We start from the raw sequence: 23,797 nt of genomic DNA on the forward strand, positions 1-23,797 counted from the left end.
GACGCGGCGTCATACCCGCGGCAGAATCACCACAGCCGCGCTCGGACGCTCCGCCCGGGTGCGGCCCGGACCGACCAGGAGCCCGCCATGACACCGACGTCCGGCCCCCGCCGCAGCGCGACCGCCCGACGGCTCGCCGCACTGCTCGCCGCCCCGCTCGTGCTGGCGGCGTGCACGCCGGCCGACATCGTCGCTCCACCCAGAGCCGGGGCGGCCGAGCTCGCGGAGTTCGGGTCCTGCGAGGAGCTGCTGGGCTACTTCCAGGAGCACGCCCTGGAGCAGGTCGGGCCCTGGGGCTTCGGCGGCGGAGGGTGGTTCACCGAGGAACCCATGAGCATGGAGGACAGCGCCGAGGCAGGCTCCGACGGCGCCATGGCCGCGTCCGGCGGCGACGGGGGCGGTGCGGGCACCGACTTCTCCGGCACCAACAACCAGGAGGAGGGCGTCGAGGAGCCCGACCTGGTGCAGACCGACGGGAAGATCCTCGTGACCGTGCGTGAAGGCTCCCTCGTCGTGGTGGACGTCGCCAGCCGCAGCAGGCTTGGCTCGCTGCGCCTGCCCGGGCAGAGCTCGGACTCCGAGCTGCTGCTCGACCGCGAGCGCGGCCAGGCGCTCGTCCTCTCGCGCGACTGGAGCCAGGGGCCCACCCCGGCGACCACCGAGGACGGCCTGAGCACCTACCCCGCCTTCGGCACGAGTCGCACCGTGCTCACGCTCGTCGACCTCAGCGACCCGGCCAACCCCACCACGACGGGCAGCATGCGTCTCGAGGGCGACTACCGTTCGGCGCGGATGCACGACGGCACCGCCCGTGTCGTGCTCGTCACTCCCCCGCAGGGCCTGGCCTTCGCCTCGCCGCGCAGCGGCTCGATGACCGCCGAGCAGGAGGCCGAGGACGCCAACCGCGCCATCATCGAAGGGTCCACCATCGACGACTGGCTCCCGCACCGGCAGACGATGGGCGGCGACACCAGCGGCACCGAGCTGGCTGTGCCCTGCGACGAGATCTCGCGGCCGCCGGAGTTCTCCGGTCTCTCGACGATGTCGGTGCTCACCTTCGACCTGGGTGGTGCCGGACTCGAGCCCACCTCCTCGACCGGGGTCGTGGCCAGCGGCTCCACGGTGTATGCCTCGACCCACCGCCTGGTCGTCGCGACGAGCCCCTGGGAGGCCTGGAGCTTCGCCGGCGGTGACGTGGTCTGGGACGACGACCGGGAGCTCACCACCGCCCTGCACACCTTCGACCTCACCGACGAGGACTCGACCGACTACCTCGCCTCGGGCTCGGTCGCGGGGCGGATGCTCAACCAGTTCAGCCTCGACGAGGCCGACGGCACCATCCGGGTCGCCACCACCCTCGACAGCTCCGGGAGCTCACCGTCCAGCAGCTCTCTCGTCGTCCTCACCGAGGAGGGCGATCGACTCGTCGAGCAGGGCCGCGTCGACGGCCTCGGCGAGACCGAGCAGATCTACTCGGTGCGCTACCTCGACGCCGACACGGCCGCCGTGGTGACCTTCCGCCAGACCGACCCGCTCTATCTCGTGGACACCTCCGACCCGGCCTCCCCCGAGGTCACCGGCGAGCTCAAGATCCCGGGCTACTCGGCCTACCTCCATCCCATTGGCGAGGACCTCCTGCTCGGCGTCGGCCAGGACGCGACCGACGAGGGGATGACGACCGGACTGCAGGTCTCGCTCTTCGACATCTCCGACCCGGCCGCGCCGGCCCAGGTCGCCAAGCAGACCTGGAAGGACCACTACTCCGAGGTCGAGCACGAGCACCGGGCCTTCACCTACTGGCCGCAGACCGGCCAGCTCTTCCTGCCCGCCAACGCGTGGGACGAGGAGACGAGCAAGGAGTGGGTGGGTGTCGTCTCCGCCTCGGTCGAGGGCCAGAGCCTGAGCCAGGGTCCGGCCGCGCAGCTCGGCGGGTCGGGCGGGCAGACCTGGGACTATGCGCGCCGCACCGTCGTCATCGGCGACAGCCTGTGGATCCTCGGCGAGCAGTCGGTGCGGGTCACCGACCTCGCGACGCTGGAGGAGCAGTCGGTCATCGACCTCTGAGCGCAGGTATGCCGTAGCTCACCGCCCCCGCCTCCTCACCCGGTGCGACACACCCGTTCTGCCGCCGATCTCGGCTTCCGTCCCGGGCCCTTGCGTGAGCCCGGACTGCCGCCTCGGGGCACCTTTGTCGAAGAACGGCGCGAGACTGCGTGCCTGTCCGCAGATGCTGCGGAAAAGGGCAAATCCATGCCGGTCGGGACGCATTGACTTCGCTTCTCAAGCGCTGCTACAACTGTCGTCATGACGACGAGATCGCGCCGAATGCGTCGCTGCTGAGCCCACCCCTCGCAGCCGACGCGCCGACGCACGCATCATCGTCCAGCCTCGTCCTTCCCGCTGCTGAGGCGGGCTCAGCAGAGTGACCACCCACCCTGCACCCCGCTCGAGCGAGAAGAGACTCAGATGGCTACCTACACCGACTTCGCGACCCGGCAGATCCATGCCGGCCAGACCCCTGATTCCCAGACCGGCGCCCGGGCGCTGCCGATCTACCAGACCACGTCCTACGTCTTCCAGGACGCCGACCAGGCGGCCGACCGCTTCGCGCTGGCCGAGCTCGGCCCGATCTACACCCGCATCACCAACCCCACCCAGGAGACGGTGGAGAACCGCATCGCCGACCTCGAGGGCGGTGTCGGCGCGCTGCTCGTCGCCTCCGGCTCCTCGGCGATCACGCTCGCGATCCTCAACCTCGCCGGCGCGGGCGACCACATCGTCTCCTCCCCCAGCCTCTACGGCGGCACCCAGAACCTCTTCGCCCACACGCTGCCCAAGCTGGGCATCGAGGTCACCTTCGTGGACGACCCCGCCGACCCGGAGCAGTGGACGGCAGCCGCGCGGCCGAACACCAAGGCGTTCTTCGGAGAGACCATCGCCAACCCGAGCAGCGACGTGCTCGACATCAAGGCCGTGGCCGACGCCGCGCACCAGGTCGGCGTGCCGCTCATCGTCGACAACACGGTCGCGACGCCCTACCTCTCCCGCCCCATCGAGCACGGTGCCGACATCGTGGTGCACTCCGCGACGAAGTACCTCGGCGGCCACGGCACCTCCATCGCCGGCGTCATCGTCGACGCCGGTCAGTTCGACTACGGCACCGACCGCTTCCCCGGCTTCACGACGCCGGACCCGAGCTACCACGGTCTCGTCTACGCCGAGGCGCTCGGCGAGGGCGGGATCCTCGGTGCCAACGTGTCCTTCATCATCAAGGCCCGCGTGCAGCTGCTGCGCGACCTCGGCCCCGCGGTCTCGCCGTTCAACGCCTTCCTCATCGCCCAGGGGCTGGAGACGCTGTCGCTGCGCATCGAACGGCACGTCGCCAACGCGCAGCGGGTCGCCGAGTGGCTGGCCGAGCACGACCAGGTCGCCTCGGTCGCCTACGCCGGGCTGCCCGGTCACCCGTCCTACGACCGGGCGCAGACCTATCTGCCCGGTGGGGCCGGGGCTGTGCTGGCCTTCGAGATCGAGGGTGGCGCCGACGCCGGTCGGGCCTTCGTCTCGGCGCTGGAGCTGCACAGCCATGTCGCCAACATCGGCGACGTCCGGTCGCTGGTCATCCACCCCGCCTCGACGACCCACAGCCAGCTGTCCGAGGAGGCGCAGCGCGCCGCGGGAGTGAGCCCCGGCCTGGTGCGCCTCGCGGTCGGCATCGAGGGCATCGACGACATCCTGGCCGATCTCGAGAGCGGCTTCCGCGCCGCGGCGCAGGTCACCTCCGACTCCGAGGCGGCCTGACGTGGTCGCCCAGCCGGTCGACGCGGAGCCCGTCACCGAGCCAGTCCTCGGGGCCGTGCCGACGCACGTCCGTGCCCGCCGCCGCACCCAGCCGGTCGGCGACCTCGCGCTGGAGTCGGGCGAGGTGCTGGAGGACGTGCGCGTCACCTACCAGTCCTGGGGGCGGCTCAACGCCGACCGCAGCAACGCCGTCCTGGTCCTGCACGCGCTTACCGGTGACAGCCACGTCGTCGGTGACCGCGGTCCGGGGCAGCCCACGTGCGGGTGGTGGCCGGGCCTCATCGGCCCCGGCTGCCCGCTCGACACCGACGAGTGGTTCGTCATCGCCCCCAACGTCCTCGGCGGCTGCGGCGGCACCACCGGGCCGTCGTCGGCGGCGCCGGACGGCCGCCCCTACGGCAGCTCCTTCCCTCGCCTCACCGTGCGCGACCAGGTCGGCGCCGAGGCGCTGCTCGCGGACGCGCTGGGCATCCACAGCTTCGCCCTCGTGGTCGGCGGCTCCGTCGGAGGTATGCGGTCGCTCGAGTGGGCGACGACCTTCCCCGGGCGGGTGAAGCGCTGCGTCGTGGTCGCCGCGAGCGCGGCCGCGAGTGCCGACCAGATCGCCTGGTCGGTGCCGCAGCAGCACGCGATCCGGCTCGACCCCGCCTTCCACGGCGGCGACTACTACCCCGGCCCCGGGCCGCGGGCGGGCCTGGAGATCGCGCGCCAGATCGCGCACGCGACCTACCGCTCCGCGACCGAGCTGGCGCTGCGCTTCGGCGGCGACGCCCAGGCCGGGGAGGACCCGCTGCGCGGCGGCCGGTATGCCGTGCAGTCCTATCTGGAGCACCATGGCAAGAAGCTGGTGCGCCGCTTCGACGCCAACTCCTACCTGGTGCTCACCGAGGCGATGAACAGCCACGACATCGGCCGCGGCCGGGGTGGGGTCGAGGCGGCGCTGCGCCGGATCACCGCCGAGCTGACGGTGGCCGTGGTGAGCAGCGACCGACTCTTCACGCCCGCCGACGGGAAGCGGGTCGCCGCCTCGCCCGCCTGCCGGGAGCTGGCCGTCGTCGAGAGCCCCTACGGCCACGACGCCTTCCTCATCGAGTTCGAGCAGGTCTTCGCGATCATCGGGCGCGCGCTGGCCGGAGGACGGTCGGCGGACTCGACGGGTGCGGAGGTGGCCGCTCAGGCGCAGGAGGGGGCGCCTGAGGTCGTCGGCACGCCCAGCCCGGTTTTCACGGAGACGCCACGCCTCGTCGGCACCGGCCTCTGGTAGCGAGCAGCGCCACCGAGGCTCCGGGCTCCCGCTCCCGGACCTGGGCAAGGTTGTGCACCGCAGACGCCCTTCTCGACCGTGGATCCGGTGCGTATCCGTGCCCAGGTTCGGGGAGGGCGCGGAGAAGGGTGCATCCGGTGCAGATCCGTGTCCAGGTCCGGCCGCGATGGCGCGCCTCAGAGCCCGGTCGGCTCCGCGAGCCAGTCGATCTCGGCGCACACGGCGCCGGGCACCAGCCCGGCGAGCGCCACGGTGGCGGCCGCCGTGGGGTTGACCACCCGGTAGTCGACGATGGTCACGACCTGACCGTCAGTCTCCTCCACCACGAAGCCGTCCCCCTCCAGTCGCGGCGGCAGCCCGAAGGCGTCGACCCAGCCCACGCTCTCGGTCGTCGGCCAGACCTCGGCCAGCTCCACCCGCACCGCCGCGTCCACCTGCGCCTCGGTGAGGCTCACGTCGTCCTCGTGCACGAGGGTGAGGGTGGCCGCGCGGCCGGTGAACGACATACCCCAGGCCCGCGGTGAGCGCAGGGCGTCGATGTCGGCCACCCCCGCGACCACCTCCTGCTGCTCGACGGTCGCGTCGACCCCGAGCGCGGCCGACCAGGGCAGGCACCCGAGCACGGCGAGCCCGCTCTCGGCGTCGTCGGCCAGCACGGCCACGAGCGCGCCCTGCTCCTCGACGACCGCACCCTCGGTCCCCGCGCCGCGCAGCAGCAGCTGCTGCTCGGTGAGGACCTGCGCCCCGGCCACCCCCTGCACCTCGTCGGCGACCGCCTGCTCCAGCCCCGCGAGGTCGAGGTCGTCGCGCAACCGCAGCGCCAGGCCGCCCGGCTCGTCGTCGGCGGCGTCCTCGCGCACCCAGCGCACCTCCCACAAGGCGTCGTCCTGCGTGACCCCGTGTCGCAGGCGCAGCCGACTGTTCTCCTCCCGCAGCGCCCCGTCGGTCAGCAGCACGGTGCTTGACCCGACCGAGCGCCAGAACTCGATCGTGTCGGTCTGCAGGCTCTCGCTGGTGAGCTCCTCCGCGCCCAGGCGCCGCTTGATCGCGGCCCAGTCCGTCACGGTGAGGTATGCCGTGTCCGCCGGTGCCAGGGCCAGGGCGGCCGCGACCGGGCCCGGGTCGGGCGTGGGGACGGGTGCCGCGGAGGTGGCGGCGGCGCCCTCGTCGGGGGCGGCGGTGCTCGTGGCGGAGGTGTCTTCCGGCGCGGGAGCGGCGGTCGCCGCCACCGCGGGCGTGGTGGACACCGCGGTCTCGTCGGCCCCGCCGGCGCAGGCCCCGAGGACCGGGGCGGAAAGGAGGCCGGTGACGGCGAGGGCAGCGGTGCGCTTCACCGCCCCAGTGTCCCCCACGTCAAGCGGGTGTGGTCAAGGGCTGCCACGCTGCGGCGGGGAACCCCCGGTGGCCCTCGCACGTCTACCGCATAGGATCGACCACTACAGGGAAAGGAGCCCGGATGGACTGGCTACGCGAATCCCAGTGGCTGTGGTGGATCGGGGCGGCCCTGGCGTTCGGCATCATCGAGATGACGACCCTGGACCTGCTCTTCCTCATGCTCGCGCTCGGCGCCGTGGTGACCGCCGTGGTCGCCGGTGTCGGCATCCCCCTCGTCTGGCAGGTGCTGCTCTTCGCCGTCGCCTCCGGCCTCTTCGTCTTCGCGCTGCGACCGGTCGCGCTCAAGCACCTGCGCCTCGAGGGCAAGGGTGGCCCGATGGGCATGGAGGGCAACATCGGTCAGACCGCGACCGTGCTGGAGCCGGTGAGCGACCGGGACGGCCTGGTCAAGCTGCGCGGCGAGAGCTGGACGGCCCGGGCCGAGCTCGAGGGGCAGACCTTCGTCGAGGGCGACCTGGTCACCGTCGTCCGCATCGACGGCGCCACCGCCGTCGTCGGGGCCGCCACCCCGGAGGACAAACCCTTCGACCTCGAACCCCCCACCATGTGATCTCGCCGCGCGCGCAGGGCGCGCGGCACGGCATACCTCAATCCGCACATCCTTAAGGAGAAAAGTCCTATGGACATCTCAGGACTCGTCGTCTGGGCCGTCGTGCTGCTGGTGGCGCTGTTCGTCGTCGTGGCGATCGCGCGAGCCATCCGCATCGTGCCGCAGGCCACCAGCGTCATCGTCGAACGACTGGGCAAGTACGACCGCACGCTCGACGCGGGGTTGCACTTCCTGGTGCCCTTCATCGACCGGCCGCGCTCGGTGGTCGACCTGCGTGAGCAGGTCGTGAGCTTCCCGCCGCAGCCGGTGATCACCAGCGACAACCTGGTCGTCTCGATCGACACGGTCATCTACTTCCAGCCCACCGACCCCAAGGCGGCGACCTACGAGATCGCCAACTACATCCAGGGCATCGAGCAGCTCACCGTCACCACGCTGCGCAACGTCATCGGCTCGCTCGACCTCGAGCAGACGCTGACCAGCCGCGACATGATCAACGGCCAGCTGCGCGGCGTGCTGGACGAGGCGACCGGGCGCTGGGGCATCCGGGTCAACCGGGTGGAGCTCAAGGCCATCGACCCGCCCGCCAGCGTGCAGGACTCGATGGAGAAGCAGATGCGCGCCGAGCGCGACCGTCGCGCGGCCATCCTCAACGCCGAGGGCGTCAAGGGCAGCCAGATCCTCACCGCCGAGGGCGAGAAGCAGGCGCAGATCCTGCGCGCCGAGGGCGCGGCCCAGTCCGCGATCCTGGAGTCCCAGGGTGAGGCCCGCGCGATCCTGCAGGTCTTCGACGCCATCCACAAGGGCAACCCGGACAGCAAGCTGCTGGCCTACCAGTACCTCCAGATGCTGCCCGAGATCGCCAAGGGCGACTCCAACCAGATGTGGGTCGTGCCCACCGAGCTCACCGCCGCGCTCGCCGGGATCGGCAACGCGCTCGGCGGTGGCAAGGGACCGGACTCCGCCGGCCTGGACGCCCCCTCCAGCGGGATCAGTTCCGAGGTCGGCGACATCGACCTCGGGGTGGACGCACCGATGCTGGAGGACCCGCGCGAGGCACTGCGCCGGGCCCGTGAGGAGGCCGAGGGCGCGACCCGCGACGCGGAGATCTCCACCCGCAAGCGCTCCAAGCAGGACGCCGACGCCGCCATCGCCGAGGCGGCGGAGAAGGCCCGTCAGGCCGCCAAGCCGCACGCGGGCGAGGAGCAGGACGACGCCTCTCAGGCCGAGCTCGGCACCCTGGAGCAGCCGGAGCAGGTCGCTCCCGACCTCGGCCAGCAGGCCGGTGCCGACCAGCCCGACGCGCAGGCCCAGCCGCAGCCGGACCACGAGGCGGAGCCGTGGGATCGGCCCGAGGGTCAGGGCCAGCCGTGGAAGCGGGACGACCAGGGCTGAGCTGAGCCCACCCCCCGCCCAGCGGTAGGCATGACCAGTCCCCACCCGAGTTACACCCCGCACCTGCGCCGCCGACCGGCAGGTCAGCGCCCGTAGGACGATGCCATCCAGGCGACCCACTCGGCCTCGAGCTCCTCGAGCGACATGCCGACGGCCTCCTCGACCGCCTGGTCGACATCGGCGCCGCGCCGCCACTCCATCTGGGTCAGATCGGTGCCGAGGTCCTGGGCGGCCTCGTAACCGAAGCGCTCCTCGACGAAGAAGAAGAGCGAGCCCGACAGGCCATACGCCCGGTCGATCTGATCCGAGTCGAACACCCCGTCGTCCGGCAGCTCCTCGGGCGGGCCTCCCGTGGCGACGACGTCCTGGAACCACGGGTCGACGACGTAGTCGCGGCGCAGGCCGTACCACGTGGCGAAGCCTTCGACGACCCACGAGGGCGCCAAGGTGACCTGTGCCCCGGCCTCGACGAGGGCATGGGCGGCCTCGTGGCGCACCGTGACCCACCCGCCGTCCGGCGTGCCCCACGCCAGCTCCGCCTCGAGGTGGTCCAGGTCGACGTTGACCCGCTCGACCCAGCCCCACTGCGAGATCCCGAGGACGGACGGGTTACCGCCCGGCACACCGGGCAGGGCCTGGACGACGCCGGCCGGGCCGGCTCCGTCGGCGCCGCCGCGATCTGCTCGATCTGGCCGGTCTCGACGAGGGCGACGACCAGACGCTCCCCGTCGTCGGCCTCGGCCAGGTCGGGCAGGGCGTTCTGCGCGCCCAGGCTCACGCCCTCCAGCAGCGGCCCGACGTCACGATCCGCCGGGGCGAGCACCACGGCGCCCTCCACCTCGTGCACCTGGATGTCGGCCAGGTCCCACAGCTGCGGATAGCCATCCGTGTCGTTCTGACCGCGCCACCCGACGACCACCGGGTCCTCACCAGGCTCCCGCGCGATGGTCACGCGGTAGGACTCCACCCCCGCCAGGAGGTCGGCGTCCGAGATCTGGTGGACGAACCCCATCCGGACGGCGGTGCCCTCGGAGGTGTCCCGCGCCAGGACGACCTCGGCGACCATAGAGCGGTGCTCCATCGGGACGGCGCGCACGCTGCGGAACCAGCGCCGCACCTCCTCCTCGGTCGCCTCGTCGGCGTCGAAGAGCGCCGCCCACTCCTCCTCGTCGTCCTGCTCCAGGGCCTCGGTGAGGCGCTGCGCCATCGCGACGACGTCGTCGTCGGAGACCGAGGTCGGGTCGGGCTCCTCGGTCGGGGTCGCCGACTCCTGGGCGAGCGCGAGGGCGGTCGTGACCTGGGCGTCGTCGGCGGAGGACGAGGTCGCCGCGGCGTCCTCCCCCGGTGCCGCCGAGGTGGCCGCCGTGACCGGGCTGGGGTCGGCAGTGCTGCCCTGGCACCCGGCGACCAGCGCGAGCGCTGGCACGAGGAGGGCGGCGCGCAGGTGTCGTGCGGACCTCGTCGTCGGCATAGGCGCACATCATGCCCTGCCCCCGCCGCGCCCGCCAGCACCAGGCCGCCGACTACCCTCGCCCGCATGTGGATCCAGGACGTGCGCCCGTGGGGCGGAGCTCCAGCCGACGTGCAGGTCGAGGGTGAGGTGATCACGCAGGTATGCCTCCGTGACAGCAGCGCGGCGGCGTCCCCGTCCTCGGGGCGGGAGCCTGCCGAGGAGGTGGTCGACGGACGCGGGCGGCTGCTGCTGCCGGGCTTCGCCGACGTCCACGTGCACCTGGACTCGACGCGCCTGGGGCTGCCCTTCCGACCGCATACCGGCGGACCTGACGTGTGGACGATGATGCTCAACGACCGCGAGCACTGGCGCGACGCGGAGGTCGGCATCACCGAGCGCGTGGCGCACACGCTGGAGCTGATGATCGCGCGGGGCGTCACCCGCGTGCGCTCCTTCGCCCAGGTCGACGTCGACTGCGGGCTGGAGCGGCTGGAGGCGGTGCTGGCGGCGTGCGAGACGCACCGGGAGCGGGCGGAGGTGCAGGTCATCGCCTTCCCCCAGGCGGGGCTGCTGCGCGAGGAGGGCTCCGTCGAGGTCCTGGAGCAGGCGCTGCAGGCGGGCGCCGACGTGGTCGGCGGCATCGACCCGTGCACCCTGGACCGCGACCCCGTGCGTCACCTCGACGTCGTCTTCGGGCTCGCGGAGCGGTATGCCGTGCCCGTCGACATCCACCTGCACGAGCCGGGCGAGCTGGGTCGCTTCTCGGCCGACCTCGTCCTGGAACGGACGCGGGCGCTGGGGATGCAGGGACAGGTGCTGATCTCCCACGGCTACGGCCTCTGGGACGGGACCGAGTCGCAGACCCGCGACCTGATCGAGCGCTTCGCCGAGGCCGACGTCGCGACCGCGACCGTGGCTCCGGGCGGTCGGCAGACGCTGCCGCTCGCGGCGTTGGCGCAGGCCGGGGTGCGCGTCGGGCTGGGCGAGGACGGGCAGCGCGACTACTGGTCTCCCTACGGCAACGGCGACATGCTGGACCGCACCTGGCAGCTGGCCTTCACCCACGGCTTCCGGGCCGACGAGCTCATCGAGCACGCGCTCGCGGTCGCGACCCGGGGCGGGGCGAGCATCATGGACCGCTCCCTCCCGCGCCTGACCGGTGTCTCCGACCGCCTCGGGCTCGAGGTCGGGGACCGCGCCGACCTGCTGCTCGTCGCCGGTGAGACACCGACCTCGGCCGTGATGGACCGTCCGGACGACCGCACCGTCCTCCACCGCGGCCGCGTGGTCGCCGACGCGCTCGCGCTGGTCTGACCGAGGTGCAAGCACCCACTCGCGACGCCCGGTCAGGGTGAGGGCGCCCGGTCGGTATGACGTCAGTCGAGGTCGAGCTGCGCCAGCACCATCCGGGCGAGCCGGGTCGGGGGGTGGGCCACGTCGAGCACGGCGCCGCGCTCCTCCGCGCCGAGCGGCTCCAGGGTGTCGAGCTGGGACTCCAGCAGCGACGGGGGCATGAAGTGGTCGCGCTCCTCCATCCGCTCCAGCAGCATCCCCTTGTCGCCCGTGAGGTGGACGAAGAACGTGCCCGGGCCACCGCGCCGCAGGATATCGCGGTAGACCCGCCGCAGCGCCGAGCAGGTGAGGACCGTCGGCTCGCCCCGCTCGTCGCGCTCGCGGGTCCAGTCGGCCAGGATCTGCAGCCAAGGCCAGCGGTCCTCGTCGACGAGCGGGCGCCCGCTCGCCATCTTGTCGACGTTGGCCTGGGGGTGGTAGTCGTCGCCCTCGGCGAACTCCCAGCCGAGCCGGTCCCGCAGCGAGTGCGCGACGGTGCTCTTGCCGGTGCCCGACACCCCCATGACCACGAGGTGGACCGGCGCGCCGGCCACCGGCTCGCCCAGCGGCGTCACGGGACCACCACCCAGATGAGGCAGGCCAGGAGGAAGATGGCCAGCCCCAGCGTCGTCTCCATGACGGTCCAGGTCCGCAGCGTCGTCTTGACGTCCATGCCGAAGAACCGGCTCACCAGCCAGAAGCCGGAGTCGTTGACGTGGGACAGGACCGTCGCCCCCGCCGCGATCGCGAGGACCAGACAGGCGATCTTGAGGTCGGACAGGTCGGCGGCGGTGACGCCGGCCGCCATGAGGCCGGCGGTCGTAGTGAGGGCCACCGTGGCCGACCCCTGCGCCACCCGGAGCAGCGTGGAGATGAGGAAGGCGGAGACGATGAGCGGCAGCCCGATGTCGGCGAGGCCCTCCGACAGCGCCGCGCCGATCCCCGAGTATCGCAGCACCCCGCCGAACATCCCGCCGGCGCCGGTGATGAGGATGATCGCGCAGATCGGGCCGAGCGCGTCGTTGAGCAGGCTCTCGACCGTCGCCAGCGAGCGCCCCTTCGTGCCCAGGGTGTAGGTCGCGACCAGCAGCGTGATGAGCAGCGCGACGGGCGTCTGACCGATGAAGACGAGCGCGTCCAGCAGCAGGTTGTCGCCGAGGCTGCCCGCCGCGCGCAGCGCCTCGATGCTGGTGTTGAAGGCGATGAGCACGAAGGGGAGCATGAGCAGGGCCAGCACCGTCCCGAAGGCGGGCGGGGTGACCTCCTCCTCGCCCGCGGCGATCCGCTCGGCGCGGGCGTCGTCGTCGCCGTCGTCCAGGTCCGAGGGCTCGCCCGACACGGTGCCCCGCAGGAGGCTGTCGTTGATCGGCACGTAGACCTTGCCGGCATAGCTCATCGTCACGAGGTGGACGCCGACGTACCACGCCACGAAGGCGACCGGGATGCCGATGAGCATGCTCAGCCCGATCGAGCCGCCCAGCTCGGTCGCGGCGGTCACCGGCCCCGGGTGCGGCGGCACGATCGCGTGCATGGCCGCGAACGCGCCCGCCGCCGGGAAGGCATACAGCAGCACCGACCCGCCGAAGCGGCGCGCCACCGAGAAGATGATCGGCAGGAAGACCATGAGGCCGGCGTCGAAGAAGATGGGTATGCCGAAGAGCAGCGCCGCGACGCCCAACGCCAGCGGGGCGCGCTTCTCCCCGAACCGGTTGATCATCGTGTCGGCGAGGACCTGCGCCCCGCCCGTCACCTCGAGGATGCGACCGATCATCGCCCCGAGTCCCACGAGCAGGGCCACCGAGCCCAGCGTCGACCCGAAGAAGCTCGTGGCCACCCCCGCGAGCTCGCGGAAGGGGATGCCCGCCGCCAGGCCGGTGAGCAGGCTGACCGTGATGAGCGCCACGAAGGCGTGCATCCGCAACCGGATGATGAGGAAGAGCAGCACCGCGACGGCCACCGCCGCGATGGTGAGGAGCACTCCGGCTCCGTAGACCGGATCCATCGGTTCCATGTGCAGACCCCCGAGGTCGACGTTGACGCTGCGTCCGGCCCCCACCCTAGACCTACGCTGCCGCCATGGTCCTCTCCCCCGTGATGCGGCGCGGCGTGCGGGTCGCCGCCGTGGCCGCGCTCCTGACCTGCGGTGCCACCGCCTGCACCGGCGACGTCGAGGCATACCTGGGGTATGTCGCGCCCGAGCTCGCCGAGCAGCAACGCGCCTGGTTCGAGGCGCTGCACGCGGTGCCGACGGAGGTGCGGCGGCTGCGGATCGACGGCGTGGTCTCCCGCAACGACCCGCAGGGCACCGTCGTGCACGTCGGGCTGCGGCACCAGATCACCGGCGCCGACCCCGAGCCGGTGCTGGGGCAGTACCGCTAGGTGCTCGGCTCGGGAGAGCAGGACCGGACGGTGCTCGCCGCGGTGAGCGGGCGCGCCGGCGACTACTACGGCTATCCGCAGGTGTGGGGCAGCGGTGAGCCGGTCGCCGTGCTGGAGGCGAACTCGGCGCTCGTGCTCACCACCGAGGGCGACCGGGAGACCGCCGAGCAGTTGCTCGCCCTGCTCGACCTCGCGGCCGAGCGATCCTTGCGGGAGCTGCCGCGCCTGGGCGAGGACCGGGCGCGGCTCGCCGGGCAGGGAACTGGCCCAGGAGGGCAAGCCGTCGGTCCAGGAGGGTCGCTGAGCGATCAGCCCAGCTCGGCCAGCACCCGGGTGACCAGGGCCGCCTGCGCGTCCACGACGTCGGCGGGGAGCGCGGCACCGGCCTGGTCGGCGAGCACGGACAGCTCGGTGCAGCCCAGCAGCACCGCGTCGGCGTCCGCCTCCTGCTGCAGCCGCGCCACGAGGGCGAGGAAGTCGGCCGTCGACACCTCCACCCCCGCCTTGACGCCGTCGTAGATCACCGACATCACCTCGGCCTGCCCGGCGTCGTCGGGGAGCAGCACCTCGGCCCCCAGGGACCCCAGCGCGTCCTGGTAGAGGCCGCTGCCGCGGGTGCCGTCGGTCGCCAGGAGCAGCACGCGGGGAGTCGCGCCGTCCGGGGGTTGGTCACCCGTGGCGTGGCCGTCGCCGCCCGGGGTGCGGTCACCGTCAACGTCCCTGGTGCCGCCCACAGCATCCGTCGTGCCGCCCCGCGCGGCCGCCACCGCCGCGTCCGCCCCGACCTGGATGAGCGAGAGCAGCCGCACCGGCAGGTCGCCGGGCAGGAAGGCGTGCGCGGTGTTGCAGACGATGACCGCGAGGTCGGCGCCGAGCCGCCCCAGCAGCTCCAGGTCACCCCTCAGGTATGCCGTGGGGTCCGGCGCGTCCGCGTCACGCAGCCGGGCGGTGCGGTCCGGGGTGGTGGCGTGGCTGAGCACGACGGTGTCGAGGTGGTCCTGGTCGCGGCCCGCCGGGGTGGCCCGCTGGAGGGCGTCGAGGAAGGTCACGGTCGCGGCGGGGCCCATGCCGCCGAGCACGCCGAGCACCGGGCGACGCCAGGTGCCCGGCAGCAGCCGCTCCGGCGCGCTCACGAGGTCACCGGACGGCGGTAGTGGGTCGCGAAGTCGCGCACGTAGTGCACGTCGTTCTTCACCTGGGCGAGCCGGCGCTCCCGACCGGGGTCCGCGGCATACCGCAGCGGCCGCAGCACCCTTCCCTCGCGACGGATCCGACGCAGCCGGGCCCGCACCCGGTCGTCGGTGACGTAGCGGCCCAGCAGGGGCACGGGGACGATGGAGTAGAGCCAGTCGTCGGTCTCCGGGCCCATCTCGACCTCGTCCAGCGGGTCCCGGCCCTCGACGTGCTCCCGGACCATGGGCAGCACGAAGGGGTGCCCGGCCGCGCTGAGGTAGGCGTGCGAGCGCCCGAGCCGCGGGTTGAGCTCGAAGACGTGGCCGACTCCGTCGCGGGGGTCGACCTTGACATCGAAGTTGGCGAAACCGGTCCAGCCCACGTGCTCCAGCAGCCGGGTGATCTGGGCGACCGACTCGGCATGCTCGCCGTGGACGACGGCCAGCGGGTTGCCGATCATCATGGGGTCGTGGTCCTCCAGGAGCACCTGACCCATGCGGCTCCACCGCACCCGCCCGGAGGCGTCGGAGTAGGTCGTGAGCACCCGCATCTGGTCGTCGCCGCCGGGGATGCGCTCCTGCACGACGAGACCGCCGGCATACCCTGCCTCGGCCATCTCCTGCCGGAGCGTGGCGAGCTCGGCGAGCGAGTCGACGTAGGCGACCTTCTGCTTGCCCTCGAAGATCAGGCTGCCGAAGGCGACGGAGTCGGCGGCCTTGGCGACGAGCGGCCAGCGCAGGCCCTCGAGCAGCGCGCCAGCCTCCTCCGTGCCGGCCGCGTCGGGCACGACCCGGGTCTGCGGATGCGCGACGCCGAGCTCGGCGCACATCTGGGCGAAGTGCTCCTTGTCGGAGAGCCGTTCCATGAGGTCGACCGGCGGATAGGGCACCGCGAAGCGCTCGTCGAGCCGGTCGGCGAGCGCGGAGATGGTGGTGCACCAGGAGTCGATGATCCCGAGCACGAGCACGCGGTGGCCGGGGTGCTCGTCGGCGATCTCGCGCAGCGTCGCGAGCAGGGTCTCGTCGTCGTCCATGCCCGGGCAGGCGTGGTGGTCGAGGATGGCCGAGTCGCGCACGGCGTAGGGGACCGTGCGGCTCACCACCGTCGCGCGGACCCAGAGGTCCGCGTGGAAGGCCCGCGCCAGGGTGTAGGCCGCGAGCTCGCCACCCAGGATCACAGGGACGAAGGGGACCGACGTCGACGCCGGTAGGGACGAGGGCGCAGCCATGGCGTGGAAGGTATCAGCCGGGCCTGACGTCGTCCTGCACGTCACGCCAGCCCTCGCTCTCCGAGCCACCGACGGGCTCGGCGCTGCCCCCGGTGAGCTCGGCGAGCAGGTCTGGCAGCCCGGCGGCCTCGACGACGGGCACCTGCAGCCGGAGAGTCACCTGCTGGGCGTAGCGCACATCGGCGATGCCGATCCCCCTGGCCCGCAGATCGTGCTCGATCCGTCCCGCCACGTCGTGGCCGACCCGCACGTCGACCTCGCGCACGCGGATCCGCGTCAGCAGCTGTGCCTCGTCCAGGGCGGCGCGCACGGCGCCGGAGTAGGCGCGGGCCAGGCCGCCGGTGCCGAGCAGGGTGCCGCCGAACCAGCGCGAGACGACGGCGACCACGTCGGTCAGGCCCGCGTGCGTGAGCACCTCGAGCATCGGCATACCAGCAGTGCCTGCGGGCTCGCCGTCGTCGTTACTGCGCACGGTCGCCCCGTCAGGCCCGAGCACGAAGGCGGAGCAGTGGTGACCCGCGTCCCAGTCGTCCCGACGGGCCTCGTCGACGACGCCGCGCGCAGCCTCCTCGTCCGCCACGCGGCGCAGCCGGCACACGAAGACGGAGCGCTTCTCCTCGGTCCGCACCTGCACGGGCGCGGCGAGTGTGCGGCAGGTCGTCGGCTCCACCCGGGCAGGGTATGCCGTTCAGCCAGGCTCCCTACACTTCGCACCATGCAGCCTCGCGCCCGTCTCCCGCTCGCTCTCACGCTCGCGGTCGCTCTCGTGACCGCCCCGCTCGCTGCGGTCGCGCACGACGAGCTCACGGGCAGCGACCCGGCCGACGGCGCCGAGGGCGAGGCCCCCGAGGAGCTGACGCTGACCTTCTCCGGCGCCATCTCGGACGTCGGCGTGGCGGTCGAGGTGACCGGGCCAGGCGGGTCCGTGACCGACGGCGAGCCGGAGGTCGACGACACCGAGGTCGTCCAAGAGCTCGCGGACGAGCTGCCGGACGGCGACTACGCGGTCGCCTGGCGGGTGACCAGCGAGGACGGCCACCCCATCGCCGGCGAGTTCGAGTTCACCGTGAGCGGCGGGTCAGAAGGCAGCGCGGACGCCGAGGCGGAGGGCAGCGAGGCGGACGTCGATGATGCCGCCGAGGCGGAGGAACCGACCGACGAGGGGACGGCGGACGAGGCGGGCGAGGAGGCCTCCGACGACGCCGAGGAGCCTGCTGCCGAGGACGCGACGAGCGAGCAGGAGCCCGTCTCGACCCCCGCTACCGGCCTGCCCGGTTGGGCCTGGGCCTTCATCATCCTGAGCGCCGTCGGGCTGCTCGGCGCGCTCATCTACACCGTCCGCCGCAGCCGCACCTGACACAGCACCGATGCGGGAGCTGAGGCCGCTCTCATGTACCGTATCCCTCACGGATTACACACATTCCCGGGCCGGCTCCGCGACCTGCGCGATCAGCCAGCGATGCCGCCCCGGCAGAGTCGACACAAGGGGGTCACGCCATGGGGCGCGGCCGGGCCAAGGCAAAGCAGATCAAGGTGGCACGGAAGCTGAAGTACTCAGCTCCCGACACCGATCTTTCAGCACTCGAGCGGGAGCTCCACTCGACGCGCGGAGAGTTCGACTACTCCCCGCCGACCGACGAGGACGACGAGCCCGACGAGGACGAGGACCCCTACTCCTCCTACGCGGCGGACGACGACGAGGGTGACGACGACTACGGCTCCTGGGCCTCCGGCCAGCGCTGAGCCTCGTCGCCCCTGCCCCCCACCGGGACGACCGGCAGCCTCGTCTGCCCGCTCCAGCAGCCTCGTCTGGTCACTCCGGCAGCCTCGGCTGCACGAGGCTCTGACCAGCCCGTGAATCGCAGAGGAGACAGATGAGCACGCGCAGCCGCCACGAGGCGCGCTGGACCCACGAGACCTCGACCGTCACGGGCCGCAAGAACAAGAACCGCGCCTGGGTGCTGCTCGTGCTCGCGGCAGTGGTGATCGGGCTGGCGACCCTCGGCTACGTGCGCTTCATGGGCTTCGCCCCGGTGAGCTACGAGCTGCGGGAGTGCGCCGAGCCGCTGACCGAGGAGGCCAGCTGGGCCCAGGTGCAGGCGGCGGCCTGCGACCCGGCCGCAGACGTCGGCGCGACGGTCACCCTCATGCGTGGCAGCGAGGCGGTCGCGCCCGACACCGTGGAGGACGCCACCCTCACCTGGGAGAGCTGGCCGGTCAACTCACCCGAGCACGCGATCGAGGTAGACCTGGACGAACCGGCCCAGACGGTCGTCATCGCCGAGCCCGACACCGAGCGCCTCCGGACCGCCCTGAGCCCGGACGCCAGCGACACCCGCTGGGGCGGCTTCATCGGCGGGCGCGGCCCCACCGCCTACTGGGTCCTCATCACTCCCCGCTGACTGGCCGCACGGTATGCCGTGACCGACCGCACGGTATGCCGTGACCGGCCGCGCGGTATGCCGTGACCGGCCGCGCGGTATGCCGTGACCGACCGCGCGGTATGCCGTGACCGACCGCGCGGTATGCCGTGACCGACCGCGCGGTATGCCGTGACCGACCGCACGGTATGCCGTAACTCCGGGTCAGAGCAGGTAGTCACCCACGAGGCGAACGGCTCCGCCGTCGACCCCCTTGGCCCCGTGGACGGCATCGCCGGGCACCTCCGCCGCCGACTCCACCACGCCGACCGGCCACGCCTGGATTCCCTTGTCCCGCAACACCTCCACGGCACGCTCGGCCTCCGCCTGCGCCACGACCGCCACGAACCCCACCCCCACGTTGAGGGTCTGCTCCAGGTCGGCCAGCGGCACCTGCCCCAGCTCCTGCACCAGGCGGAAGATCGGCGGAAGCTCCCAGCTGCGCTCGATCGTGACCAGCGTGCCCGCCGGCAGCACCCGCGCCAGGTTGGCGGCGAGCCCTCCGCCGGTGACGTGCGACAGCGCGTGCACCCCTCCATCGAGCGCGCGGATCAGCGCCAGCAGCTGCAGGGAGTAGATGCGGGTCGGCTCGAGGCACTCCTCACCGAGGGTCCGCCCCAGCTCGGGCACGTCCCGGTCCCAGGCCCAGCCCGCAGCGGCGACGACCCGGCGCACGAGCGAGTAGCCATTGCTGTGCAGCCCGGAGCTCGCCAGCGCGAGCACCACGTCACCCGGCTCGACCCGCTGCGGACCCAGCACGTCGTCGTGCTCGACGACGCCCGTCGCGGCCCCCGCGACGTCATACTCCTCCGGGTCGAGCAGCCCAGGATGCTCCGCCGTCTCACCCCCGACGAGCGCGACACCGGCCATCTCGCAGCCCTTTGCAATGCCGGATACGATCGCCGCAATCCGCTCGGGATCGACTCTGCCACAGGCGATGTAGTCGGTCATGAACAGCGGCTCGGCCCCGCTCACGACGATGTCGTCCACCACCATGCCGACGAGGTCCTGCCCGATCGTGTCGTGGACGTCCATCGCCTGCGCGATCGCCACCTTGGTGCCGACCCCGTCGGTCGAGGTGGCCAGGACCGGCCGACGCATCCCCCGCAGCGCCGCGGCGTCGAACATCCCCGCGAATCCTCCCAGACCGCCCAGCACCTCGGGGCGCTGCGCCCGGCCGACCGACGCCTTCATCAGCTCGACGGCGCGGTCGCCCGCGTGCACGTCGACCCCGGCGCTGGCGTAGGTGATCGGCTGGTCGCTCATCGGGCGTCCCCTCGGGCGTGGCTGCGGGTGGGCAGCACAAGGGTATGCCGCGCCGCCAGGAATCCCGACAGCGACCGGTCCGGCGGCGCTGGGCGTCCGAGGGGCCGGGCATCGCCGGTCGAGGTCAGCCGTGCGCGTGCCGGGAGCCCGCCCGCTCCGCCGTCTCGCCGTCCACGAAGCACTCGTGCGGATCGGCGCCGTAGCCCTCCTCGTCGGGGAGGACGTACGTCATCGTGTCGTGCCAGGCCTTGACCGGGTGGCCCGGCGGGGTCCCGCCACCCTCGACCGGCGCTGCCGAGCCCCAGCCGTGACCGCCGTCGGGGGTCTCTTCGCCGCCATCGTCACCGGCGCCGAGACCCTCGCCGTCGGCCTCGTCACCGCCGTGGCCACCCTCGCCACCGTCGCCCGACTCCGAGGTGCTGCCCGACGCGCCCGCAGCGACCCTGCTCGCCGTCGGCCGTCCCCTCCGTCTCGGCAGCGATCGGATCGCGCTCGCCCGCCGAGGTCTCGCCCGCCACCTGATCGTCCTCGTGCTCGCCCATGACGTCTCTCCGATCTCGGGTCGACGACCCGTCCGGGCTCCGGACGCTAGACCTGCCCCAGCCCGGCCGCAGGCTGAACCGCCCCGTCGGCACCTCCAGCACCCCCACCCAACCGATCAGGGCATGCTGCCGTTGGGACAGGGTGAGAGGAGGTGCTCCGTGGCACGAGCGACCCGCCCAGTCGACGAGGACTTCGCCGCCTTCGTCGGGGCGCACCAGCACACGCTGCAACGCGCGGCATACCTGCTGTGCGGTGACCGTGAGCTGGCCCGCGACCTGACCCAGGAGGCGCTGACCCGCACGGCCCAGCGCTGGCCCAAGGTCAGGGACGGACTCCCGCTCGCGTATGCGCGCCGCATCCTCTACACCGTGAACGTCGACCGCTGGCGGCGCACCGGGCCGGAGGTGCTCACCGACACCCCACCCGAGCGCCCGGCCTCCGGGGACGACGCGTGGGCGACCTCGATCGCGATCCGGGATGCGTTGCAGCAGCTACCACCTCGGGCGCGCGCCGTGGTCGTGCTGCGCTACTTCGAGGATCTCGACGTCGCCACGACCGCCCGCACGCTCGGCATCAGCGATGGCACGGTGAAGAGCCAGACCAGCGACGGCATCCGCCGCCTGCGTGAACTCCTGACCGAGGTGAGGACCGATGTATGACGACGAGCTCGCAGACCTGCTCGGGCGGGCGACCGCCGGGGCACCGCAAGACGACCTGACCGCTACGGCCTGGCACGACGGCCGGCGCCGCGCACGGCGCCAGAGCTGGACCGTCGGCTCGCTGGGCGCGGTGGCTGGCGTGACCGCGATCGTCGGCGCATGGTCGCTCGGAGGCGGCAGCACCGACGCCGCCCCCGGCCCGGCCGACAGCGGCGGCGTCGACGACATGGCGGTGACGAGCATCCCGCCCGGGCAGGAGATGGTGCCCTACCGCGTCGTTTTCGAGGTGACCGGGGGCGTGGCGCGGCCGGACGGTCCGGTGGAGGAGTGGTCGGACGTGGCAGGCGTGACGATTCAGGCGACCGAGGTCACGGTGGAGACTGACGACGGGCTCGTCAGTGCGGCACACCGGGTCACGCCGTTGGTGCTCGGCGGGCCGGTGAGCTTCCGGGCTGACGGGAGCGCGACGAGCGGAGGAGACTGCAGCACCATGGAGTACGCGGGCGGGGCGATCTCCGCCGACGGGCTACTCACGCTCGACAATGTCGGCTTCGTGGACGCCCCGGAAGAGGAGTGTCAGAGCCGTGGGGGCACAGGGCCGGCCGACCTCATCACCGGCATGCACGGCACGATGACCGGCTCCGAGCTACGCAGGGTGGGCACGGAAGCGACTCTGACGTGGGACGACGGTGCCCTGGTCGCCACGGGCGAGGTCATGCACGAGATCGTGCTTCCGCCGTCCTACACCGACGAGGGCCCTGGGCAGCGCACGGTCATGCTGGCTGAAGTGCCGCAGAGCGAGCTGCGGTCGATGGACAACTTCCCAAGCTCGGACGGAGTGGAGCCGGAACCGGGGACAGGAGACGCCGTCACCGGCGAGTGGCACGTCCTCGACCTGCGGGGCTTGGAACCGGCGGAGGAGCCTGGCCCGACACTCAGCTTCGACGGCGAACAGTGGTCGATTCTCGCCTGCGGGCTGGAGATCTCCGCGGGGGGAACGCTGGACCAGGGCAATGTCGCCATCACAGGTCCCTGGTCCAACCGCTCGGTGGATCCGGACGCAGGCTGCCCCTCTGCCCAGTGGCAGGACCTAGAGACCTGGCAGCAGTTCCTGGACGCCGAGCCGCAGGTGCTCATGCTCGAGGAGGGTCGCTACCGCGGGCTCATGCTCCTAGGCGAGCTCCCCTGAGCCGAACCTGTGCACGCCAGATGAGCCGGTGCGTAGGACATAACCTACGCACCGGCTCATCAAGCGTGCACAGGCTGAGAGGGGCGGGCCATGTCCAGGAGTGGTATGCCGTCGCTCAGGGGCGCCGAACCGCGTCGCCACCGCCGACGCCGGCGGTCACGCTGACGTTGTCCATGTCCCGGGCGCCGACCTCGGCCGTCGCCGCTTCCAGCTCCAGCGTGCCCACGTCGGTGGGGTCGACGCCCTCGGCGCCGACGGGGAACTGCAGCTCCAGGACGTCCTTGCCGAGCTGGTCCTCCTGGGGCAGCTCGATCGGGTAGTCGCCGGTGAAGCACGCGGTGCACAGCGACTCCCGCGGCTGCTCGGTGGCGGCCATCATCCCCTCGGTCGAGATATAACCCAACGAGTCGGCACCGATCGAGGCGCAGATGTCGTCGGTCTCCAGCCCGGTCGCGATGAGCTCGGCCCGCGTCGCGAAGTCGATGCCGTAGAAGCACGGCCAGCGCACCGGCGGCGAGGAGATCCGCACGTGCACCTCTGCGGCCCCGGCCTCACGCAGCATCCGCACCAGCGCCCGCTGGGTGTTGCCGCGCACGATCGAGTCGTCGACCACGACCAGCCGCTTGCCCTTGATGACGTCCTTGAGCGGGTTGAGCTTGAGCCGGATGCCGAGCTGACGGATCGTCTGGCTCGGCGCGATGAAGGTGCGCCCCACGTAGGCGTTCTTCACCAGACCCTGGCCGTAGGGGATGCCGGACGCTTCGGCATACCCGATCGCGGCGGGGGTGCCCGACTCCGGCGTCGGCATGACCATGTCGGCCTCGACCGGGTTCTCCCGGGCGAGCTGGCGCCCCATCTCCACGCGGGAGTCGTAGACCTCGCGCCCGGCGATCGTCGTGTCGGGGCGCGCGAGGTAGACCCACTCGAAGACGCATCGCTTGGGCTCGGCCTGCGCGAAGTGCCGCGACCGCAGCCCGTCCTCGTCGATGGCGATGAGCTCGCCGGGCTCGACCTCGCGGACCATCGAGGCGCCGACGATGTCCAACGCCGCCGTCTCGGAGGCGACCACCCATCCCCGCTCGAGGCGACCGAGGACGAGCGGGCGGACCCCCTGCGGGTCGCGAGCGGCATACAAGGTCGACTCGTCGCAGAAGACGAAGTTGAACGCGCCGCGCAGCGTGGGGAGCACCCGCATCGCCGCCTCCTCGAGCGGGAGATCGGGGTCCGCGGTGAGCAGCCCGGTGACGATCGCGGTGTCGGTGGTGTTGCCGCGGCCGACCTCGCCGGGCGCGCGATGCAGGTCGCCGCCGTAGATCTCGCGCAGCCGGTCGCGCAGCTCGGCGGTGTTGATGAGGTTGCCGTTGTGCCCGAGCGCGACGGTGCCGTCGGAGGTGCCCCCGAGGGTCGGCTGGGCGTTCATCCAGGTGTTGCGCCCGGTGGTGGAGTAGCGGCAGTGCCCGACCGCGAGGTGCCCGGTGAGCGAGGCGAGCGCGGACTCGTCGAAGACCTGGCTGACCAGGCCGACGTCCTTGTAGACCACGAGCCGATGACCGTCACTCGTGGCGATGCCGGCGGCCTCCTGGCCGCGGTGCTGCAGCGCGTAGAGCCCGTAGTAGGTGAGCTTGGCCACCTCCTCGCCCGGTGCCCAGACCCCGAAGACGCCGCATTCGTCCTGGGGCAGGCGCTCGTCCGGGAGGAGGTCGTGGGAGAGACGTCCGTCAGCGCGAGCCACGGCTCGATCATCCCACAGCGT

23 protein-coding genes and 1 pseudogene are annotated in these 23,797 nt (G+C 72.4%); 12 read left to right on the plus strand and 12 right to left on the minus strand.

Annotated features, from left to right (window positions below):
- The first annotated feature begins 87 nt into the window (after positions 1-87).
- The 3 genes from AC5PYY_RS01700 to metX all read left to right on the plus strand — a co-directional run bounded on the left by AC5PYY_RS01700 (position 88) and on the right by metX (position 5,062).
- Entirely contained in the window at positions 88-2,064 is a 1,977-nt protein-coding gene (locus AC5PYY_RS01700) for a beta-propeller domain-containing protein (protein ID WP_493898097.1), read from the plus strand.
- A 402-nt stretch (positions 2,065-2,466) separates the two neighbouring features.
- Entirely contained in the window at positions 2,467-3,798 is a 1,332-nt protein-coding gene (locus tag AC5PYY_RS01705; protein WP_493898098.1) for a bifunctional o-acetylhomoserine/o-acetylserine sulfhydrylase, read from the plus strand.
- A gap of 1 nt (position 3,799) precedes the next feature.
- Positions 3,800-5,062: a homoserine O-acetyltransferase MetX gene (gene metX / locus AC5PYY_RS01710; protein ID WP_493898099.1), complete on the plus strand. Its 1,263-nt coding sequence runs from the start codon at positions 3,800-3,802 to the stop codon at positions 5,060-5,062.
- Positions 5,063-5,238: 176 nt separating this feature from the next.
- Here metX and AC5PYY_RS01715 read toward each other — a convergent pair whose 3' ends face one another.
- Positions 5,239-6,396, minus strand: a complete 1,158-nt coding sequence (locus AC5PYY_RS01715) for a hypothetical protein (protein WP_493898100.1) — start codon at positions 6,394-6,396, stop codon at positions 5,239-5,241.
- A 122-nt stretch (positions 6,397-6,518) separates the two neighbouring features.
- Between AC5PYY_RS01715 and AC5PYY_RS01720 the strand changes: the two genes are divergently transcribed.
- Both AC5PYY_RS01720 and AC5PYY_RS01725 read left to right on the plus strand, forming a co-directional pair.
- Positions 6,519-7,007: an NfeD family protein gene (locus AC5PYY_RS01720; protein WP_493898101.1), complete on the plus strand. Its 489-nt coding sequence runs from the start codon at positions 6,519-6,521 to the stop codon at positions 7,005-7,007.
- 69 nt (positions 7,008-7,076) lie between these two features.
- Positions 7,077-8,402, plus strand: a complete 1,326-nt coding sequence (locus AC5PYY_RS01725; protein ID WP_493898102.1) for an SPFH domain-containing protein — start codon at positions 7,077-7,079, stop codon at positions 8,400-8,402.
- 83 nt (positions 8,403-8,485) lie between these two features.
- On the opposite strand, the gene AC5PYY_RS01730 is transcribed toward AC5PYY_RS01725, so the two are convergent.
- On the minus strand, positions 8,486-9,025 hold the full coding sequence (locus AC5PYY_RS01730; protein WP_493898103.1) for a hypothetical protein: 540 nt from the start codon (positions 9,023-9,025) through the stop codon (positions 8,486-8,488).
- Positions 9,026-9,939: 914 nt separating this feature from the next.
- On the opposite strand from AC5PYY_RS01730, the gene AC5PYY_RS01735 reads away from it, so the two are divergent.
- Complete coding sequence (locus AC5PYY_RS01735; RefSeq protein ID WP_493898104.1) at positions 9,940-11,169, plus strand: amidohydrolase family protein; 1,230 nt, start codon at positions 9,940-9,942, stop codon at positions 11,167-11,169.
- Positions 11,170-11,231: 62 nt separating this feature from the next.
- Here AC5PYY_RS01735 and AC5PYY_RS01740 read toward each other — a convergent pair whose 3' ends face one another.
- Positions 11,232-11,762 (minus strand): gluconokinase, encoded by a 531-nt coding sequence (locus AC5PYY_RS01740; protein ID WP_493898105.1) that lies wholly within the window; start codon positions 11,760-11,762, stop codon positions 11,232-11,234.
- On the minus strand, positions 11,759-13,198 hold the full coding sequence (locus AC5PYY_RS01745; protein WP_493898106.1) for a GntP family permease: 1,440 nt from the start codon (positions 13,196-13,198) through the stop codon (positions 11,759-11,761). The genes AC5PYY_RS01740 and AC5PYY_RS01745 overlap by 4 nt, the downstream gene beginning before the upstream one ends.
- Positions 13,199-13,263: 65 nt before the next feature.
- Here AC5PYY_RS01745 and AC5PYY_RS01750 point away from each other — a divergent pair, with 65 nt between their 5' ends.
- On the plus strand, positions 13,264-13,566 hold the full coding sequence (locus AC5PYY_RS01750) for a hypothetical protein (protein WP_493898107.1): 303 nt from the start codon (positions 13,264-13,266) through the stop codon (positions 13,564-13,566).
- 308 nt (positions 13,567-13,874) lie between these two features.
- On the opposite strand, the gene AC5PYY_RS01755 is transcribed toward AC5PYY_RS01750, so the two are convergent.
- From AC5PYY_RS01755 to AC5PYY_RS01765, 3 genes are read right to left on the minus strand one after another with little or no spacing between them, the layout of a single operon-like run.
- Complete coding sequence (locus AC5PYY_RS01755; RefSeq protein ID WP_493898108.1) at positions 13,875-14,699, minus strand: aspartate/glutamate racemase family protein; 825 nt, start codon at positions 14,697-14,699, stop codon at positions 13,875-13,877.
- Positions 14,696-15,967: a carboxylate--amine ligase gene (locus AC5PYY_RS01760; RefSeq protein ID WP_493898109.1), complete on the minus strand. Its 1,272-nt coding sequence runs from the start codon at positions 15,965-15,967 to the stop codon at positions 14,696-14,698. The genes AC5PYY_RS01755 and AC5PYY_RS01760 overlap by 4 nt, the downstream gene beginning before the upstream one ends.
- A gap of 13 nt (positions 15,968-15,980) precedes the next feature.
- On the minus strand, positions 15,981-16,637 hold the full coding sequence (locus tag AC5PYY_RS01765; protein ID WP_493898110.1) for an IMPACT family protein: 657 nt from the start codon (positions 16,635-16,637) through the stop codon (positions 15,981-15,983).
- Between the two features lie 45 nt (positions 16,638-16,682).
- Here AC5PYY_RS01765 and AC5PYY_RS01770 point away from each other — a divergent pair, with 45 nt between their 5' ends.
- From AC5PYY_RS01770 to AC5PYY_RS01780, 3 genes are all read left to right on the plus strand, one after another.
- On the plus strand, positions 16,683-17,324 hold the full coding sequence (locus tag AC5PYY_RS01770; protein ID WP_493898111.1) for a copper resistance CopC family protein: 642 nt from the start codon (positions 16,683-16,685) through the stop codon (positions 17,322-17,324).
- A 140-nt stretch (positions 17,325-17,464) separates the two neighbouring features.
- Positions 17,465-17,710, plus strand: a complete 246-nt coding sequence (locus tag AC5PYY_RS01775; RefSeq protein WP_493898112.1) for a DUF3073 domain-containing protein — start codon at positions 17,465-17,467, stop codon at positions 17,708-17,710.
- Between the two features lie 131 nt (positions 17,711-17,841).
- Positions 17,842-18,369, plus strand: a complete 528-nt coding sequence (locus tag AC5PYY_RS01780; protein WP_493898113.1) for a hypothetical protein — start codon at positions 17,842-17,844, stop codon at positions 18,367-18,369.
- Here the strand turns inward: AC5PYY_RS01780 and AC5PYY_RS01785 are convergent.
- The 4 genes and pseudogenes from AC5PYY_RS01785 to AC5PYY_RS01800 form a co-directional block, all read right to left on the minus strand.
- Positions 18,342-18,569 (minus strand): hypothetical protein, encoded by a 228-nt coding sequence (locus AC5PYY_RS01785; RefSeq protein WP_493898114.1) that lies wholly within the window; start codon positions 18,567-18,569, stop codon positions 18,342-18,344. The genes AC5PYY_RS01780 and AC5PYY_RS01785 overlap by 28 nt on opposite strands.
- Positions 18,553-19,653 (minus strand): phosphoribosylformylglycinamidine cyclo-ligase, encoded by a 1,101-nt coding sequence (gene purM / locus AC5PYY_RS01790; protein ID WP_493898115.1) that lies wholly within the window; start codon positions 19,651-19,653, stop codon positions 18,553-18,555. Before purM ends, AC5PYY_RS01785 begins: the two co-directional genes overlap by 17 nt.
- 124 nt (positions 19,654-19,777) lie before the next feature.
- Positions 19,778-19,957, minus strand: a pseudogene (locus AC5PYY_RS01795) (sunset domain-containing protein); the annotation flags it as partial.
- Between the two features lie 70 nt (positions 19,958-20,027).
- Complete coding sequence (locus AC5PYY_RS01800; protein WP_493898116.1) at positions 20,028-20,195, minus strand: hypothetical protein; 168 nt, start codon at positions 20,193-20,195, stop codon at positions 20,028-20,030.
- A 159-nt stretch (positions 20,196-20,354) separates the two neighbouring features.
- Here AC5PYY_RS01800 and AC5PYY_RS01805 point away from each other — a divergent pair, with 159 nt between their 5' ends.
- Both AC5PYY_RS01805 and AC5PYY_RS01810 read left to right on the plus strand, forming a co-directional pair.
- Positions 20,355-20,855, plus strand: a complete 501-nt coding sequence (locus AC5PYY_RS01805; protein WP_493898117.1) for a SigE family RNA polymerase sigma factor — start codon at positions 20,355-20,357, stop codon at positions 20,853-20,855.
- Positions 20,848-22,044 carry a hypothetical protein gene (locus AC5PYY_RS01810; protein ID WP_493898118.1) on the plus strand — a complete coding sequence of 399 codons (1,197 nt, stop codon included), beginning with the start codon at positions 20,848-20,850 and terminating at the stop codon, positions 22,042-22,044. The genes AC5PYY_RS01805 and AC5PYY_RS01810 overlap by 8 nt, the downstream gene beginning before the upstream one ends.
- A gap of 115 nt (positions 22,045-22,159) precedes the next feature.
- Here AC5PYY_RS01810 and purF read toward each other — a convergent pair whose 3' ends face one another.
- Positions 22,160-23,776: an amidophosphoribosyltransferase gene (gene purF / locus AC5PYY_RS01815; RefSeq protein WP_493898119.1), complete on the minus strand. Its 1,617-nt coding sequence runs from the start codon at positions 23,774-23,776 to the stop codon at positions 22,160-22,162.
- Positions 23,777-23,797: the final 21 nt, after the last annotated feature.

Source organism: Serinicoccus sp. JS2-9 (genome assembly GCF_059025165.1).

Excerpts from the sequence above, each read along its gene's own strand:
- AC5PYY_RS01700 (WP_493898097.1), top strand. The coding sequence starts at position 88 with ATGACACCGACGTCCGGCCCCCGCCGCAGCGCGACCGCCCGACGGCTC.
- AC5PYY_RS01705 (WP_493898098.1), top strand. The coding sequence starts at position 2,467 with ATGGCTACCTACACCGACTTCGCGACCCGGCAGATCCATGCCGGCCAG.
- AC5PYY_RS01720 (WP_493898101.1), top strand. The coding sequence starts at position 6,519 with ATGGACTGGCTACGCGAATCCCAGTGGCTGTGGTGGATCGGGGCGGCC.
- AC5PYY_RS01725 (WP_493898102.1), top strand. The coding sequence starts at position 7,077 with ATGGACATCTCAGGACTCGTCGTCTGGGCCGTCGTGCTGCTGGTGGCG.
- AC5PYY_RS01735 (WP_493898104.1), top strand. The coding sequence starts at position 9,940 with ATGTGGATCCAGGACGTGCGCCCGTGGGGCGGAGCTCCAGCCGACGTG.
- AC5PYY_RS01745 (WP_493898106.1), bottom strand. The coding sequence starts at position 13,198 with ATGGAACCGATGGATCCGGTCTACGGAGCCGGAGTGCTCCTCACCATC.
- AC5PYY_RS01750 (WP_493898107.1), top strand. The coding sequence starts at position 13,264 with ATGGTCCTCTCCCCCGTGATGCGGCGCGGCGTGCGGGTCGCCGCCGTG.
- AC5PYY_RS01760 (WP_493898109.1), bottom strand. The coding sequence starts at position 15,967 with ATGGCTGCGCCCTCGTCCCTACCGGCGTCGACGTCGGTCCCCTTCGTC.
- AC5PYY_RS01770 (WP_493898111.1), top strand. The coding sequence starts at position 16,683 with ATGCAGCCTCGCGCCCGTCTCCCGCTCGCTCTCACGCTCGCGGTCGCT.
- AC5PYY_RS01775 (WP_493898112.1), top strand. The coding sequence starts at position 17,465 with ATGGGGCGCGGCCGGGCCAAGGCAAAGCAGATCAAGGTGGCACGGAAG.
- AC5PYY_RS01780 (WP_493898113.1), top strand. The coding sequence starts at position 17,842 with ATGAGCACGCGCAGCCGCCACGAGGCGCGCTGGACCCACGAGACCTCG.
- purM (WP_493898115.1), bottom strand. The coding sequence starts at position 19,653 with ATGAGCGACCAGCCGATCACCTACGCCAGCGCCGGGGTCGACGTGCAC.
- AC5PYY_RS01800 (WP_493898116.1), bottom strand. The coding sequence starts at position 20,195 with ATGGGCGAGCACGAGGACGATCAGGTGGCGGGCGAGACCTCGGCGGGC.
- AC5PYY_RS01810 (WP_493898118.1), top strand. The coding sequence starts at position 20,848 with ATGTATGACGACGAGCTCGCAGACCTGCTCGGGCGGGCGACCGCCGGG.